This window comes from Roseovarius conchicola, assembly GCF_041403425.1.
Taxonomy (GTDB): Bacteria; Pseudomonadota; Alphaproteobacteria; order Rhodobacterales; family Rhodobacteraceae; genus Roseovarius; species Roseovarius conchicola.
Genome location: NZ_JBGEHK010000001.1, coordinates 814835 through 830543 on the forward strand (window position 1 = coordinate 814835; position 15709 = coordinate 830543).

The following is a 15709-nucleotide window of genomic DNA, read 5'->3' on the forward strand; positions in this document are numbered from 1 at the left end:
AATGAACGACGTGCATATTGCTTCGGCCTTTGATCGCGATCTCGAAGCGGTTCAGGCCCAGATCATGAAAATGGGCGGCCTTGTCGAACAGGCCATCATGGAGGCCGCAACCTCGTTGGAAATGCGCGATGAGGAAAAGGCAGAACAGGTCCGCGATAATGATCGCGCGATTGACGCGCTTGAGGAACAGATCAACCAGGCCGCTGCCACGGTGATTGCCCTGCGTGCGCCCATGGCCGAAGATTTGCGCGTGGTGCTGTCCGTGCTGAAGATCAGCGGCAACCTCGAACGGATCGGGGATTATGCCAAGAACATGGCCAAGCGCACCAACCTGCTGTCGCATATGCCCGAGATTGACGGGGCACCCGCCGCGTTGCGTCGCATGGCGCGCGAGGTCGAACTGATGCTGAAGGACGCGCTGGATGCCTATATCCAGCGCGATGCCGAACTGGCCCAATCGGTTGTCCAGCGCGATCACGATGTGGATCAGATGTATAATGCACTGTTCCGCGAATTCCTGACCTTCATGATGGAAGATCCGCGCAATATCACGCCTTGCATGCACCTGCATTTCATCGCCAAGAACACCGAGCGCATGGGCGATCACGTCACCGCCATTGCCGAGCAGGTGATCTATCTGGTCACCGGCGAACTGCCGGACGGTGCACGCCCCAAGCAAGATCAAACATCGATCGACCCAGAAATCGCCCCGGCGGCGCATTAGGGCAGGGGGTGGGTGAATGGAACAACCGACGGTTCTTCTGGTCGAAGATGAACGCGCGCAGCGCGAGGTACTGGCCTACAACCTTGAGGCCGAAGGGTTTCGTGTGTCGCATGCCGCGGATGGCGAAGAAGCTTTGCTGCTGGCGGACGAAGCCCCACCCGATCTGATCTTGCTGGATTGGATGTTGCCCAACCTGTCGGGTATCGAAGTCTGTCGCCAACTGAAAATCCGTCCCGAAACGCGCGGTGTGCCGATCATCATGATCTCGGCGCGTTCGGAAGAGGTGGATCGCGTGCGGGGCCTTGAAACCGGGGCGGATGATTATGTGATCAAGCCTTATTCAGTGGCCGAGCTAATGGCCCGGGTGCGCGCCCATCTGCGCCGTTCGCGCCCTTCGGTGGTGGGTGAGCGGTTGGAGTTTGACGACATCGTGCTGGACGCTGAAACTCACCGGGTCAGCCGCGCAGGCGAACAGTTGAAACTGGGCCCAACCGAGTTTCGCCTGCTGGCCACCTTCATGGAGAAACCCGGCCGGGTCTGGAGCCGTGACCAGCTGCTGGATCGGGTCTGGGGGCGCGATATCTATGTGGATTCGCGCACCGTGGACGTCCACATCGGGCGCCTGCGCAAAGCGCTGTGCCAGTTTGGCGGCGATGATCCGCTGCGCACGGTTCGCGGTGCGGGCTATGCGCTGGGGTAACGGTTATCGGGGCAGAGGGTCTTCCTCGGTTTCCGCCTGACCGGCCAGCCAGTCACGAAATTTTTTCAGGGCTGGATCATTAGAGGCCTCCACAGGCCAGACCAGATGATACGCCCCCCTGCTTTCTACGGGTCCACCCCAGACGGCCACAAGTCGGCCACTGGCCAGATCCTGTTCGACGAGGTAATCCGGCAGCAAGGCCACTCCCAACCCATGCAGCGCCGCTTGCAGAAGGGTCGAGAACTGATCATGCACCGTGCCTGCCGGGTGCTCCGGCGTAACGTTTTGTGCGGTGAACCAATCCGTCCAGGCATCCGGACGGCTGGCGATATGCAACAAGGGTAGGGACTGGATGTCACGTGGATGGGCAAGGGTTCTACCCCTCAACAGGTCCGGTGCGGCCACGGCGATCACCGCCTCGGGTTTCAATCGCAGCCGTTCCGTATCCGGTGACATATCACTCCCAAATTGTATCGCAGCATCAAATGGTTCTGTTGCGAAATTAAACTTTTCTATGCGTGTTGACAGGTTGATTGTCACCTCAGGGTGTTGGCGCGCAAAATCGGCGAGGCGCGGAACCAGCCAGCGCATCCCGAAGGTCGGCAAGATTGCAAGGTTGATTGTCCCACCCGAGGGGTTCAGGCTCAGTTTCATGGATGCTCGCGTGATCTGGGCAAGGGCCTGACGTATTTCCTCGGCATAGGTTTCGGCTTCAGGAGTGAGGGTTAAGCGTCTGGACTTGCGAATAAAAAGGCTTTGACCAAGCTGCTCTTCCAATGTGCGCAATTGACGGCTTATGGCACCTTGTGTCTGATTCAACTCATCAGCCACAGCCGTGGCACTCCCCAAACGATCCAACGCCTCAAGAGCCCGCAGCGACGGAATGGAGGGCAGGAATCGGCGGGGTGCATTCATACTTGCGCTTTGCTCATGTTATTATGCGTTAATCTCGCTGTTTTTGCGCTTTTTAATGCGGTATACGCACGCAAAAGGCAATAAATATTACCCAAACCTCATACAAGGAATTATCGAAATGAGCTTGGACACCCCCAAACTGACCGCCAAGGACGCCCCTGATCTGGGCACGTTTGACTGGGCCGATCCCTTGCGACTGTCCGACCAACTTGACGAAGACGAACGTATGATGGCCGAAAGTGCGCAGGCATATTGCCAGGAAAAGCTGCAACCCCGCGTGGTCAAGGCCTATGCGGATGAACAGACCGACCCCGAGATTTTTCGCGAAATGGGGCAAATGGGCTTGTTGGGCACCACGATCCCCGAGGCCTATGGCGGTCTTGGGGCGGGCTATGTCAGCTATGGTCTGGTCGCGCGTGAGGTTGAGCGGGTGGATAGCGGCTATCGCTCGATGATGTCTGTGCAGTCCTCCTTGGTGATGTATCCGATCTATGCCTATGGCTCGGAAGAGCAGCGCCAGAAATACCTGCCAAAGCTGGCCAGTGGCGAGTTCATCGGTTGTTTTGGCCTGACCGAGCCGGATGCCGGCAGTGATCCGGCGGGGATGAAGACTCGCGCAGAAAAGATCGACGGGGGTTACCGCCTGACCGGATCAAAAATGTGGATTTCCAACTCACCGATTGCCGATGTGTTCATCGTCTGGGCCAAGTCCGATGCACATGATGGCAAAATCCGTGGCTTCGTGCTTGAGAAGGGGATGGCAGGATTGAGTGCGCCTAAGATCGACAACAAGCTCAGCCTGCGCGCTTCCATCACCGGTGAGATCGTCATGGAAGGGGTTGAAGTCGGTGAAGACGCCTTATTGCCGAACATACAGGGCCTTAAAGGGCCTTTTGGATGTTTGAACCGGGCGCGGTATGGCATCGCCTGGGGGGTGATGGGGGCCGCCGAGTTCTGCTGGCACGCTGCACGGCAATACGGGCTTGACCGGCATCAGTTCAAACGCCCATTGGCGCAAACGCAGCTGTTCCAGAAGAAACTGGCCGATATGCAAACCGAAATCACGCTGGGCTTGCAGGCCTGCCTGCAGGTCGGGCGCCTGATGGACGCCGCCAATGCAGCGCCTGAAATGATCAGCCTGATCAAGCGCAACAACTGCGGAAAAGCCCTTGATATTGCGCGTCATTCCCGTGATATGCATGGCGGGAACGGGATCTCGGGCGACTTTCAGGTGATCCGCCACATGATGAACCTTGAGACGGTGAACACCTATGAAGGGACGCATGATGTGCATGCATTGATCCTGGGACGGGCGCAAACCGGTCTGCAGGCGTTTTTCTGATCGAAATGAAGGCGCGCGGGGTGTCGGGCGGAACCTGTGTCGGATCACCCCGACAGTGAGACTGCAATTTTAAGGAAATCAGAATTTTAGGTTTTGGGGTCCTGAGGCACTCTCCAGAGGCAAAATTCGCTCAAGGCTCGTGCGTTGCGCGGAAAGAAGTGACACCGGGTTTTCGCGAAACGCTTTAATGAAAATCCCGGCTGGGGAAGAGGCGTTTTGCTTGATCGCGCGGATGCATGGCACGGGCCGGATAGCGGGCTTGTTTCGGGGTGTCATCTGCGCGGGGGCCTTCGGTTGTCAGGGCTTCGGGCAGTGGGTGACCCAGTTCTGACAGTTTATGAGACATATCCTGAACATCCTGGGCAATCAGGTGCACGACAATGCCCTCACGTTGCAGATAGCCAGATACCCGCAAAAGCCGCCCCCCCATGACGATACGGCGAAACCGTTCATAAATCTTTGGCCAGACAACGACGTTACTGACACCGGTTTCATCCTCTAATGTCAGGAAGATCACGCCAGAGGCGGTTCCCGGGCGCTGCCGGGTAATCACCAGCCCGCAAACGCTGTACCGCCCAAGCGCGATATGTTGCAAAGAGGCATGTGTGACCAACCCCGGCAGAGAGGGGCGCAACAGTTCCATTGGATGCGCCCGCAATGTCAGGCGGGTTGAGACATAATCCTCGACCACCTCTTCACCCAGCTGCATGGCTGGCAAATGCATCTGTGGCTCATCTATCGCCTCTCCATCTAGTGGATCATTGAACAGAGGCAGCGGATTGTGATCCCGGATTGCCTTGACCGCCCAAAGCGCATCACGACGGGCGAGGCCCATATCGGAAAATGCATCTGCCTCGGCAAGGCGCATCAGCACATCGGGCCGTAACCCGGCGCGCAGCCACAGCGCCTCGGGATCCGGATAACCATTGCCGCGTGCGGCCACGATCCAGCCGGCGTCTTCTTCCCTGACCCCTTTGATCTGGCGAAATCCCAGTCGCAGGGCAAGCGTGCCATCCGGGCGACGCTCTAACGTATTGTCCCATTCGGAATGGTTGACACAAATAGGGCGTGTTTCAACGTCGTGTTCGCGTGCATCGCGTACGATCTGGGCCGGGGCGTAAAACCCCATGGGCTGAGAATTGAGCAACGCGCAGGCAAACACCGCCGGATGATGACGTTTCAGCCAGGCCGACACATAGGCCAGCATGGCAAAAGCCGCTGCGTGGCTTTCGGGAAAGCCGTAATCGGCAAAGCCCTCGATCTGGGAAAAACAGCGGTCTGCCACCTCGGGGCTGTACCCGTTGTCCAGCATTCCCTTGATGAACTTTTCGCGAAAACTTCCGATGGTGCCCATCCGCCGGAAGGAGGCCAGAGACCGGCGCAGATGATCTGCTTCTTCGGCGGAAAACCCGGCCCCCACCACGGCGATCTGCATGGCCTGTTCCTGAAACAGGGGCACTCCCAATGTCCGCTCCGTGACCTTTTCCAACTCCGGACCAAAGGGTTCGGGTTTTTCCAGGCCATTGCGCCGCCGGATATAGGGCTGGACCATATCCCCCTGAATGGGACCGGGCCGCACAATGGCGACCTCGATCACCAGATCATAAAATTCGCGCGGACGCATGCGGGGCAGGAAATTCATCTGCGCCCGGCTTTCCACCTGAAAAACGCCAACCGCATCGGCGCGGCACAGCATGTCATAGGTGTCGGCATCCCCCTGTGGGACCGACGCAATGGTATGTGTCTGGCCTTCGTGGTGCTGCAAAAGTGCGAATGCCTTCTGCAGGCAGCTCAGCATTCCCAGCCCCAGAACATCGACTTTCAAAATACCAAGTGCATCGATGTCATCCTTGTCCCATTCGATGACCGTGCGGTCTTCCATCGCCGCGTTGGCAATGGGCGACAGTTCGTCCAGCCGCCCGCGTGTGATGACAAAGCCGCCAACATGCTGGGATAAATGGCGCGGGAATCCGATGATCTCACCGATCAGGCGAATGGTCTGCATCAGGCGGCGATCCTCTGGATCAAGGCCGAGTTCACGAATGCGATCCAGATCAACGCCGCCATTGGTCATGCCCCAGATCTGGCTGGACAGGCCCGAGGTCACGTCCTGGCTCAACCCCATGACCTTGCCCACTTCACGGATCGCAGCGCGGGAGCGGAAATGAATCAACGTGGCGCAAAGTCCCGCGCGGTGCCGGCCATATTTCTGATAGATCCACTGGATCACCTCTTCACGCCGTTCATGTTCGAAATCCACGTCGATATCCGGCGGCTCGCCCCTGTGTTTTGACACGAACCGTTCAAAAACCATGGCGATCATATCCGGACTGACATCGGTAATACCCAACAGGTAGCAAAGGATCGAATTCGCCGCTGATCCGCGCCCCTGACAGAGGATTCCCTGTGATCTGGCAAAATGCATGATGTCATGAACGGTCAGGAAATAGGCGGGAAACTTCAGCTCCTTTACCAAGGCCAGTTCTTTTTTCATAAGCTGGATCGCCCGCTCTGGCGGGCCAGCGGGGTAGCGGGTTTTAAGACCTTCATGGGCCAGACGTTCCAGGCGGGCCTGCGGTGTCTCGCCATCGTTATCTTCATGAGGATATTCATAGGACAGCTCCTCAAGGTCAAAGCTGCATCTGTTGGCAATCTCAAGCGTTCGCTGCAACGCGCCGGGATGGTTGCGAAACAACCGCGCCAGATCAGCCCCGGACTTCAAACGACGTTCGGCATTGGGCAGGGCGCGGGTTCCGATCTGATCGATGGTGATATGCTCGCGCATGCAGGTCAGCACATCGGCCAATTGCCTGCGGTTGGCGCGGTGCATCAAAACATCTCCAACCGCCACCATGGGGGCAGATGCCTTGTGCGCCAGCCGAGCACAGGCCGCCAGATAGGCCTGATCACTGCCGTCATACCGAGGGGCCGCGCCGAGAAACACATGATTGGAAAAATGACGCCTCATTGCCTGAATGTCAGGCGCAGCTTTGTCCAAACCCGTTTGCGGCAAGGCGATCAAAATCATGCCCTTGCAGGCGGTTATCATGTCTTTGCGATAGAGGTCGCACCGTCCTTTTTCGGCCCGGCGTTTGCCCAGTGTCAGCAACCGGGTCAGCCGTTTATAAGCCGCCCTGTTACAGGGCAAAGCAAGCCAATCCACGGAACTGTCCTGTAAAACCAAGCGACATCCAACAATCAGTTTGGGCAATGAAAATGAGGCCGGTTTCACAATCGGGTCAACCTGCCCAACCTCTTGCCGTGAAGAAGAATCAACCTGATGCTGGGAACGGATTTGCACCGCATCTTTTGCCTCGCGCTTCAGTTCGTTCAGGGCGCTCCACGCCCGCACCACCCCGGCCAGGGTATTGTGATCCGTTATGGCAATGGCCGACAGACCCAGTTCAGCCGCGCGCATCACCAATTCTTCGGGATGTGATGCCCCGGTCAGAAAGGTGAAATTCGTCGTCACGCAAAGCTCTGCATAGGCTTGCCCCTGCACATGGTGGTCCAGCATGTCCCGGCGAAAGGCTTCGACCGGACGATGGGTGCGGTTCACCTCGATCATGCGAATTCCCCCTGCACAAACCAGCCCGGGTTTTGCGGGGTGTAAAACAGCCACAGCCGTCGCCCCTGTTTGGTCTCCACCCGCCAGTAATCACGCATACCAGAGCGCCAGTTTTCATCCCCAAGCCACCATTCCGGCGCGATGCGTTCAGGGCCAGTGGCGCGACCTGTGGTCAGGGACATGCGCCGCCAGCGAAAGCGGGCCGGCGGGCGGGCACCTGTGGCGGCAATCGGTTCGGGCGAAAACAGGCAAAGTGGGCGTGGCTTTGCGCTGCTCCAGCCACTCTGCGGTTCAGAGTAAGCCGCAGAGGCGATCAGAAAGCTGCGCTCTGGAATATGGCTGTCTGCGGGCAGGAAACGCTGAATATTCTCCAGCCCGATACGCGTGCCAAGACGGCTGATCAGGTCGTCCAGCTTGTCCTTTCCGCGATCCGATACGTGGCTGACTTGCTGCACGGGTAATGCTTCGACCTGTGTCGCCTCAAGGCGCAATTGATCAATGCCAAACCCGGCCTCAACTTCGGCCAATCCACGCTCGAACAAGGGCAGGATGCGCTTGGGGTCTCGCAAGGGGCGGGCCATACGCAGTTCGACCTGTTGCCGATCCTGGTCCACCCGGCGCAACGTGATGCAAAGCATGCGCGCGCCCATTTCCTGTGCTTTCAGCTTTGCGCACAGCTGAACCAGCAAACGGTCGGTGCCGGCGATGACGTCACTCAGCAACCCAATCGGTTCAGGCAGTGTTATCCGCACGCCGTAATGCGGGGGGGCTGTCAGCGGTGTGATCTCTTCGGGCTGTGTGCCAAGGGCCTGATCAAGCCGCAGCAAAAGGCCGGGGCCAAAACGGCGGGTCAACGGCGCACGCGGGGCAGTCGCAAGGTCTCCAATCTTTCGCAACCCCAACCGCTGTAACGCGACCGAGGTCTTGTCCTCAAGGCGCAGCGCGGCCACGGGCAGGGCCTTGAGTGCCCCCAGCATATCGCCAGAGGGGGCAAGCCCCTCTCCATAATGGGCCAAGGCCCAGGCCGCGCCACGTGTATCCCCAATCCCGATTTGAACGGACAGCCCCGCCCGCAACAGCCGCCTGCGCATATCCGCGATCATGGCCTGCTCTCCGCCCCAAAGATGGGCGGATCCTGTAATGTCCAGAACCAGCCCATCCTCGCCTTCCATTCCGACCCAAGGGCAATACCGTGTCGCCCACCGACGCAGGATATGAAGAAACTGCTGGTCTTTTGCGGGATCGGCAGGGGCGCTTTGCAAGCTTGGGCAAAAGGCGCGGGCATCGGCATACGACATTCCCCGGTGCAACCCTTGCCGCGTGGCATCGCCGTTCAGGCAGTAAATCCGATTGGCGTTCTGCTGTTTCAGTGTCAGGGCAAAGGGGGCATCGATCAGGTGCTGGCGTAAAACCCGGTCACTTGCCAGCCGGGGAAACCATAATGAGACGACGCGACGTTGTATCCCATCGAACATGCCAAGCACCTAATGTTCCTGATTTGTTCTTAATAAGCTCCCATTTCTGCAGTGTCGAGTCTTTGGGGCCAAAAACAGGGCTGCACCGCCACCGGGTTTCTGCGGCATTGCTGCCCATGCCTTCGGGGATGATGGCCAATCCGGTGGCTTTTCCGTCCCGCGCGGCCAGTTGTAATCTTCGCCCTTCGGTCAGGCCGATGGGCTGACTCAGCGTCATAACAAGAAGCGTGACAGCCCCTGATCGCAACGCTTCTTCCGACACCGCCAAAACCTCTTTTGGGGTTTTGGCGTGACAGAGGGTCAGAACCGCCGGATCAATGAACCCGGCAAACCCATTTGGGTTAAGCTGCATGGTGTCCCAGGACTCGCGCACCCACAGAACTCTCCCACCAATCTGCGCCGCCAGTGTAAAGGCAAAAACATAGGCGCCAGACCCGCAAACTTCATGGGTCCGGGCATTCGCAGGTGGAAAGAAAGAAATATCAGGACCGTGCATGCCCAAGCTTTAGCAGCCCGTGACAGTATTGGAAAACATCAGAATGCCGCCAACCTTGAGGTTGGTTCTGTTGCCGCAAAAGATCAACCTAGTGCCCGCCACCCGTCAGTCCGACGCCGGCCAGCAGCACGCCCCAGACCTTCAGGCGCAGACCGACGGCCTTCACCACACCCGTGACACCGATCATGTGCCCCACAAATCCGTCCATATTGTTGGTGTAGGTTTGCACGATACAACCGCTGCCATCCAGCATGATCGCCTCATGCTCTTTGTGATTAAGCTCAAAGTAAGCCAGCACCGATCCACGTCGCAGACCGTTTTCTGCCTCCAGCAACTTGCCACCTGGTACCACCTGACCGGCTGCAATGGCGGGTTGGAACGCCACGATCCGGGCAGGCAGCACGGCGTTCTTGAACGACATGCTGACATTGCTGTCACAAGCGATTTCAGCAGGCATGCCCTCATACATCACACCTCGCGCAACTTGTGAAAACCCGGCCGTGATGCGCAGCGGCTGGCCCTCGGGCCGCTTGGGGATAATCACCATGGCGGGGCTGAGTATAAAGCTGGAAGCCGGGCTGCCGACACTCAGTGCCAGTTGCGTGACAACCCCGTCGGAGAAGGTTTTGACCTCGGTCTTGTCCAGCTCGACCTTGGCGGCGTCCACGGCGGCCTCGGCCGCTTTGCGTTGTGCGGGCAGGGTCTGATCTATATCGACCTGCGCCAGATCGCGCTGTATCGTCGCCGAGTCCAGTTCAGCCTCGGCCACTGTCACCTGCAGTTGAAGTTGTTCAACCACATTCTTGCTAACGACGTTCTGGCTCAGCAATTGCTGCTGATCGCCCAGATCATCCTGCAATTGTGCTAACGAAGCCTCGGCCTCGCTGACCACGGCCTGAGCCAGTTTCAGGCTGTCAGCGGCCTTGGCCTCGGCCGCTGTGATGCTGGCAAATTGGGCCTCGGCCTGCACCAGGGCTGCCCGTTGAGTGTCATCCTTGATGCGGAATAACACATCGCCGGATGACACGGTCTGTCCGTTCTCCACCAGAATCTCGGTCACCGGGCCAGTGGTTTGGGACACCACCGAAATGGTGCGGAAGGGCAGGAGGCCGGAATAAGATTTCGGGTGGAAATAAAAGATCGTCAGGAACAGCATGAACGCCATGGCAAGCCACAGGAATAACGCTGTCTTCATGTTCCAAAGCGTCATCGTCTCGCCGCGGCGTTTCAGCAGGAAATACTGGATGACGACAGGAAAGGAGGTGGCCAGCAGCTCAAGCATTGGCGGGCTCCTTTTCTGGCGAGTCGTCGGGGCTGGATGGCTCTTGGGGTGGCGTTTCGGATGCGTGTTCCGGTTCGGCCGTATCGTTGTGCGAACTACCAAACCGGAAATGAGCCAGATCTGCCATCAACGCCACAAGGATCGCGGCCAGCGGCAACAGGATGTTGAAGTGGCCAAGTGGCAACACCTCGTAAAGCAGCGCAATGGTCAGCATTGTCGGAATGGTCTTGGCCAGTGGCGTACCTGCCGCGCTATGCTCGGCCCAGCGATCAAACCGGGCATAAAGATAGAAAATCCCGTAAATCGCCAGGCCGATCATGGCCAGCGAAAACCATGCAAAAAAATCGCCCTCACCGGGTTCTACAAACCACGAAGGTAGGGCATGCCCGTGTCCGTTTTCAGCAGCCATCCTAAGGAACCCTTCCTTGATCCACGTATATCAAAATCATTTAGGGTGCCGGACAGCTAAAAGTCTAGCATCAAGGGAAGACCCGGTCAGTATTTCCAGCGCGCTCGCCCGGGTTCCATCGACAAAAGCTCGGGCCAACCGATAAAGTGTTCGATCATGGCCACCACGATGCAGATAGCAACAATAGAAAGCACAAGGATCACCCGCTTTTCGCTGGGCGGATTTTGCACCCAGCGTTTCATCTTGAACAGCCAGCGATAGTTCATGGCTCTGTAAACCGGACTTTTCCGATGAAGGGCAGATTGCGGTTTCTCTGCGCATAATCAATGCCATAACCTACAACAAATTCATCCGGAATCTCGAAGCCGATCCAATCGGCCGCAATATCGGTCTCGCGACGCGAGGGTTTGTCGAGCAGGGCGATGGTGCGCAGTTTGCGCGGGTTGCGGCTTTCCAGCAGGTGCAGCACATGGGTCAGTGTGTGGCCGGTATCCACGATATCTTCCACGACCAGAACATCACGCCCCTCGATCTCGCCGCGCAGATCCTTGAGGATACGCACTTCGCGGCTGGATTCCGTACTGTTCCCGTAAGAAGACGTTTCGACAAAATCCACTTCGACGGTCATGTCCAATTCGCGCACGAGATCGGCGATGAACACGAAAGACCCCCGCAAAAGCCCCACCACGACCAAGCGATCCGTATCGGCAAACTCGCCTTTGATTTCCCGCGCGAGATCCTCAATGCGTGCCGCGATGGACTTGGCCGAGATCATCTGATCAATTACATAAGGACGATCCGCCATGACTTCCCCTTGATTTCTTGCGGCCAGTCTACGAAAGAACCGCGCAGTGTCACGCGAAATCCGGGGACTTATGCCAACACATTCTGAAACCCGCCCGCTGCCTTACTCGGCTCAGCAGATGTATGATCTGGTGGCCGATGTGGCCTCTTATCCGCAGTTCCTGCCCTGGACCGCCGCCGCGCGTATCCGCTCGGTGACGCCGCAGGACAATGGCAGCGAGGTAATGCTGGCTGATCTGGTGATCAGTTTCAAAGTGTTCCGCGAACGGTTTGGCAGCCGCGTCGTGTTATGGCCCGACGATCGCAGGATCGAGACCGAGTATTTGGACGGGCCTTTCAAATATATGAAATCCACCTGGTCTTTTGCCGAAACCGCGCAAGGGTGCGAGGTTTCTTTCTTCGTGGATTTCGAGTTTCGCAATCGTCTTTTGCAAACCGCTGCGGGGCTGTTTTTCTATGATGCGATGAAACGGGTCGTGCAGGCCTTTGAAGATCGCGCGGCACAGCTTTATGGGTGATTTGCTCAACACTGTTTTGCGGCATGCGCTGACCGAACCGTCAGAGAACGCTTTGGCTATCATGCGCCTGTCACTGGTCGACTGGCTGGCGGTGGGCGTGGCCGGGCAGGGCGAACCGGTGGCGCGCATCACCCGCGAGATGGTTCAGGCGGAAGGCGGCGCGCAACTGGTAACGATGTTTGGCGGCGGTCGAGCCCCGGCGCGCGCGGCTGCCTTGGTCAATGGCACAACGTCCCATGCGCTTGATCTGGACGATACGCATTTTGCCCATATCGGGCATCCATCCGTTGCGGTGATCCCGGCGGCCCTGGCCGTGGCCGAACAGCAGAGCCTGGGCAAAGCGGCGATGTTGCGCGCAGCGTTGGCCGGGTGCGAGGCGTCGGTCCGCTTTGGCGTTGCGTTTGGGCGCGGGCATTATCAGACGGGATTCCATCAGACGGCGACGGCCGGGGCTTTCGGCGCGACGGTTGCGGCGACAATGTTGCTGTCGGGCGATCATGAGGTGATGCAGCAGGCGCTGGCGATCGTCAGCACGCGCGCCTCGGGCCTCAAATCGCAATTCGGCACCATGGGCAAACCCTATAATGCCGGTCTGGCTGCGGCGAATGGCGTAGAGGCGGCCTCCCTGGCCATGCGCGGCTTCACCTCCTCTGATCTGGCCGTTGAGGGACCTTTGGGGTTCTGTGAGACGCATCATTGCGATGGGCAAGTCCCTGACACAGAGGGGTTTCTGATGGAGGCGGTCAACCACAAGTTTCATGCCTGTTGTCATGGCCTGCATGCCGCTCTCGAGGCTTTGAATACACTCAAACCGCTGAATCCTGAGGCTGTAACATCGGTTGAAATCCACACACATCCGCGCTGGATGAGCGTGTGTAACAAACCGGAACCCACGACAGGTTTAGAGGCGAAGTTTTCCTATCGGATGGTCACAGCTTTATCCTTATTGGGTCGGGATACCGCTGATCTGGAGAGTTTTACCAATGAGTTATGTGGCAATCCTAATGTAAAAAGACTACGCGACAAAGTCGATGTTGTGGCCGATGACACGCTGACCGAAACCCAGGCGCATGTTGTGATCAACACCAAGGCCGGTCCGCAGCGGGCAGAGTATGACATCGCTGCGCCACTTAACACGCCGGAGCGCGCCCTGCGGATCAGGGCCAAAGTGGATGCGCTGTTGGGTGAAGCCAAGGGCGAGATGATTTGGGATGCGGTTCACGATAATAGTGACGCGTTGGAGGAGATCACGAGCCGGATGGGCTAGGCCCGATCAACTGCCTCTGACAACAAGGCTAACGCGCGCAATGTGCTGACCCCTCGCACCTCCGCGCGTCCCAATGGACCAAATTCTTGCGTCTCTATATGGGTGGGATGGCCACGATGGGCCAACCCGAAACAGACCCGGCCCTCTGGCTTGTGCTCGGAACCGCCGGGGCCTGCGATACCCGTAACCGAGACGGCGATATCGGCGTCCGAATTCCCCAAAGCACCTTCTGCCATCTCTTGTGCAACCTCTTCTGATACAGCACCGTGCGCGTCCAGTGTCTCGGGTTGAACGCCCAGCATATGCATCTTGGCCGCGTTGGAGTAAGTAACAAAACCGCATAGAAAAACATCAGAAGACCCTGCAATTTCAGTCAGTTCTGCCGCGATCTTTCCACCGGTGCAGCTTTCGGCCGTGGCAAATTTCAACCCCTTGGCCCGGGCGCGTTCCAGAAGGTCGACAACGTCCTTCATCCGCCCATCACTCCATGTGAAATGCCAGCAAAGATCAGGACCGTGAGGGCGGCAAAGGCACCGGCAATCACATCATCAAGCATGACACCCATTGCATCATTGCGCCTGTCAGCCCAGCCGATGGGGCCGGGTTTGAGAATGTCAAAAGCGCGGAATGCGATGAATGCGGTGACCCAACCGGGCCAGAGCGCCAGGATGTTCGCCCCCACATGCCAGGCCCCGAAAGACAGCGGCAGAAGGGCGATCCATTGACCCACGACCTCGTCGATGACAATCTCGGATGGGTCGTGGTCCTCGGTACCTTGGGTGAGTTGAGCCGTGGCCCATACGCCTTTGATAAATCCGGCAATAATCGCGATCAGAAAAAGCCATGGCCCGCCAATCACATGGATGAGCCAGCCCAATGGAAGGGCGGCCAGCGACCCCCATGTGCCGGGAGCGGGGCGCAGGTAACCCACGTAACAAACCGTGCCAATGATCTCGGCCAGTTTCATGGCGACACCAGCGTGGCAGTGGCCATCGCGGCAATACCCTCACCGCGCCCGGTAAAACCCAGACGCTCTGAGGTGGTGGCCTTGACCGACACGCGGTCGGTCGTGATGCCAAGCAAGACACTGAGTGCGGATTGCATGGCCATCGCGTGCGGCCCAATCTTGGGAAATTCGCAAATCAAAGTGACGTCCACGTTGCTGATCCGATAACCTTTTTCTTCAACAAGCTGAACCGCATGGGTCAGGAAAATGTGACTTTCAGCGCCTTTCCATTGCGGGTCGCTGGGGGGAAAGTGTCGCCCGATATCACCTTCGGCCAACGCACCGTAAAGCGCGTCGGTCAGCGCGTGCATGCCCACATCCGCATCGGAGTGCCCTTGCAATCCGCGATCATGGGGGATGGCAACACCACAAAGCATGACATGATCACCATCGCCAAACCGGTGCACGTCATAACCTGAACCAGTACGGATATCCATTTGATCCCTCAGTATTTTCTCGACCCGCGCAAAGTCCTCGGGTGTGGTGATTTTTAGGTTTGTCTCGGACCCTTGAATGATCTTAACCGGGAGGCCCGCCACACGTGCGACTTCAACGTCATCTGCCGGATCGCCTTGGTGGGCGCGGTGCGCAGTTAGGATGGCCTCGAACCCAAATCCTTGTGGCGTTTGTGCGCGGAACAATCCGGCACGGTCCTGGGTGCCGGTGACTTGTCCATCTTCGCCGGTCCATAGCGCGTCGGTAACGGGCAGGGCGGGCGCCACGGCGCCATCATCCAGATGGTCCAGAATTTCGCGAATATGCGCAGGCGTTATGCACGCGCGGGCCACGTCATGGATCAGCACTTTCGTAATCCCGCGCCCATCCAAAGCCTCAAGACCATTGCGGACCGAATGCGCGCGCGTGGCGCCACCGGTGGTAACTTCAACGCAGCCATCCGGAGCAAAGCGATCCAGATCATCGGAATGCAGCACCAGAAGGATCGTCTCGATCGCCTCGACCTGTTGAAATGCCGCTACCGTCCAATCGATCACACGCCGACCAGCCAAGGGCCGCCATTGCTTTGGCAGTCCCCCGCCGGCACGGGTGCCGCGCCCGGCGGCAACGATGATAGCAGCGGTGCTCATGGGATATGTGATTAAGGTCCGTCTTGCCAAAGTGCAATGGTCGAGCGAATTGCCTAAAAATTAGGCGCCAACCTTGTGAGATGCCTGAATTTCACCCTCAAAACATTGTCTAACCCCC

16 protein-coding genes are annotated in these 15709 nt (G+C 58.1%); 5 read left to right on the forward strand and 11 right to left on the reverse strand.

Annotated elements, in window-relative coordinates; genetic code table 11:
• Position 1 precedes the first annotated feature (1 nt).
• Positions 2-724, forward strand: coding sequence for a phosphate signaling complex protein PhoU (phoU, locus tag V6N02_RS03835; protein ID WP_371224163.1), 723 nt, complete (start codon positions 2-4; stop codon positions 722-724).
• Positions 725-740: 16 nt separating this feature from the next.
• Complete coding sequence (gene phoB / locus V6N02_RS03840; RefSeq protein ID WP_371224164.1) at positions 741-1424, forward strand: phosphate regulon transcriptional regulator PhoB; 684 nt, start codon at positions 741-743, stop codon at positions 1422-1424.
• 3 nt (positions 1425-1427) lie between these two features.
• On the opposite strand, the gene V6N02_RS03845 is transcribed toward phoB, so the two are convergent.
• Positions 1428-2339, reverse strand: a complete 912-nt coding sequence (locus tag V6N02_RS03845; protein WP_371224165.1) for a LysR substrate-binding domain-containing protein — start codon at positions 2337-2339, stop codon at positions 1428-1430.
• Between the two features lie 118 nt (positions 2340-2457).
• Between V6N02_RS03845 and V6N02_RS03850 the strand changes: the two genes are divergently transcribed.
• Complete coding sequence (locus V6N02_RS03850) at positions 2458-3681, forward strand: acyl-CoA dehydrogenase (protein ID WP_371224166.1); 1224 nt, start codon at positions 2458-2460, stop codon at positions 3679-3681.
• A gap of 184 nt (positions 3682-3865) precedes the next feature.
• Here V6N02_RS03850 and V6N02_RS03855 read toward each other — a convergent pair whose 3' ends face one another.
• The 7 genes from V6N02_RS03855 to hpt all read right to left on the reverse strand — a co-directional run bounded on the left by V6N02_RS03855 (position 3866) and on the right by hpt (position 11716).
• Positions 3866-7249: an error-prone DNA polymerase gene (locus V6N02_RS03855; RefSeq protein ID WP_371224167.1), complete on the reverse strand. Its 3384-nt coding sequence runs from the start codon at positions 7247-7249 to the stop codon at positions 3866-3868.
• Positions 7246-8724: a Y-family DNA polymerase gene (locus tag V6N02_RS03860; RefSeq protein ID WP_371224168.1), complete on the reverse strand. Its 1479-nt coding sequence runs from the start codon at positions 8722-8724 to the stop codon at positions 7246-7248. The genes V6N02_RS03855 and V6N02_RS03860 overlap by 4 nt, the downstream gene beginning before the upstream one ends.
• Positions 8666-9220 (reverse strand): ImuA family protein, encoded by a 555-nt coding sequence (locus V6N02_RS03865; protein WP_371224565.1) that lies wholly within the window; start codon positions 9218-9220, stop codon positions 8666-8668. Before V6N02_RS03865 ends, V6N02_RS03860 begins: the two co-directional genes overlap by 59 nt.
• 88 nt (positions 9221-9308) lie before the next feature.
• Positions 9309-10502, reverse strand: coding sequence for an HlyD family secretion protein (locus tag V6N02_RS03870; protein WP_371224169.1), 1194 nt, complete (start codon positions 10500-10502; stop codon positions 9309-9311).
• Positions 10495-10911: a hypothetical protein gene (locus V6N02_RS03875; protein WP_371224170.1), complete on the reverse strand. Its 417-nt coding sequence runs from the start codon at positions 10909-10911 to the stop codon at positions 10495-10497. The genes V6N02_RS03870 and V6N02_RS03875 overlap by 8 nt, the downstream gene beginning before the upstream one ends.
• Positions 10912-10997: 86 nt before the next feature.
• A complete protein-coding gene (locus V6N02_RS03880; RefSeq protein WP_371224171.1) occupies positions 10998-11177 on the reverse strand; it encodes a hypothetical protein in 180 nt (59 codons plus the stop codon).
• Complete coding sequence (hpt, locus tag V6N02_RS03885; protein ID WP_371224172.1) at positions 11174-11716, reverse strand: hypoxanthine phosphoribosyltransferase; 543 nt, start codon at positions 11714-11716, stop codon at positions 11174-11176. Before hpt ends, V6N02_RS03880 begins: the two co-directional genes overlap by 4 nt.
• A 70-nt stretch (positions 11717-11786) precedes the next feature.
• On the opposite strand from hpt, the gene V6N02_RS03890 reads away from it, so the two are divergent.
• Both V6N02_RS03890 and V6N02_RS03895 read left to right on the forward strand, forming a co-directional pair.
• Positions 11787-12233: a type II toxin-antitoxin system RatA family toxin gene (locus V6N02_RS03890; RefSeq protein ID WP_371224173.1), complete on the forward strand. Its 447-nt coding sequence runs from the start codon at positions 11787-11789 to the stop codon at positions 12231-12233.
• Positions 12226-13500, forward strand: a complete 1275-nt coding sequence (locus V6N02_RS03895; RefSeq protein WP_371224174.1) for an MmgE/PrpD family protein — start codon at positions 12226-12228, stop codon at positions 13498-13500. Before V6N02_RS03890 ends, V6N02_RS03895 begins: the two co-directional genes overlap by 8 nt.
• Here the strand turns inward: V6N02_RS03895 and V6N02_RS03900 are convergent.
• From V6N02_RS03900 to V6N02_RS03910, 3 genes are read right to left on the reverse strand one after another with little or no spacing between them, the layout of a single operon-like run.
• Entirely contained in the window at positions 13497-13973 is a 477-nt protein-coding gene (locus V6N02_RS03900) for a CinA family protein (RefSeq protein WP_371224175.1), read from the reverse strand. The two genes, V6N02_RS03895 and V6N02_RS03900, sit on opposite strands and share 4 nt — an antisense overlap.
• A complete protein-coding gene (locus tag V6N02_RS03905; protein ID WP_371224176.1) occupies positions 13970-14467 on the reverse strand; it encodes a phosphatidylglycerophosphatase A family protein in 498 nt (165 codons plus the stop codon). Before V6N02_RS03905 ends, V6N02_RS03900 begins: the two co-directional genes overlap by 4 nt.
• On the reverse strand, positions 14464-15591 hold the full coding sequence (locus V6N02_RS03910; RefSeq protein WP_371224177.1) for a bifunctional 2-C-methyl-D-erythritol 4-phosphate cytidylyltransferase/2-C-methyl-D-erythritol 2,4-cyclodiphosphate synthase: 1128 nt from the start codon (positions 15589-15591) through the stop codon (positions 14464-14466). The genes V6N02_RS03905 and V6N02_RS03910 overlap by 4 nt, the downstream gene beginning before the upstream one ends.
• Positions 15592-15709: the final 118 nt, after the last annotated feature.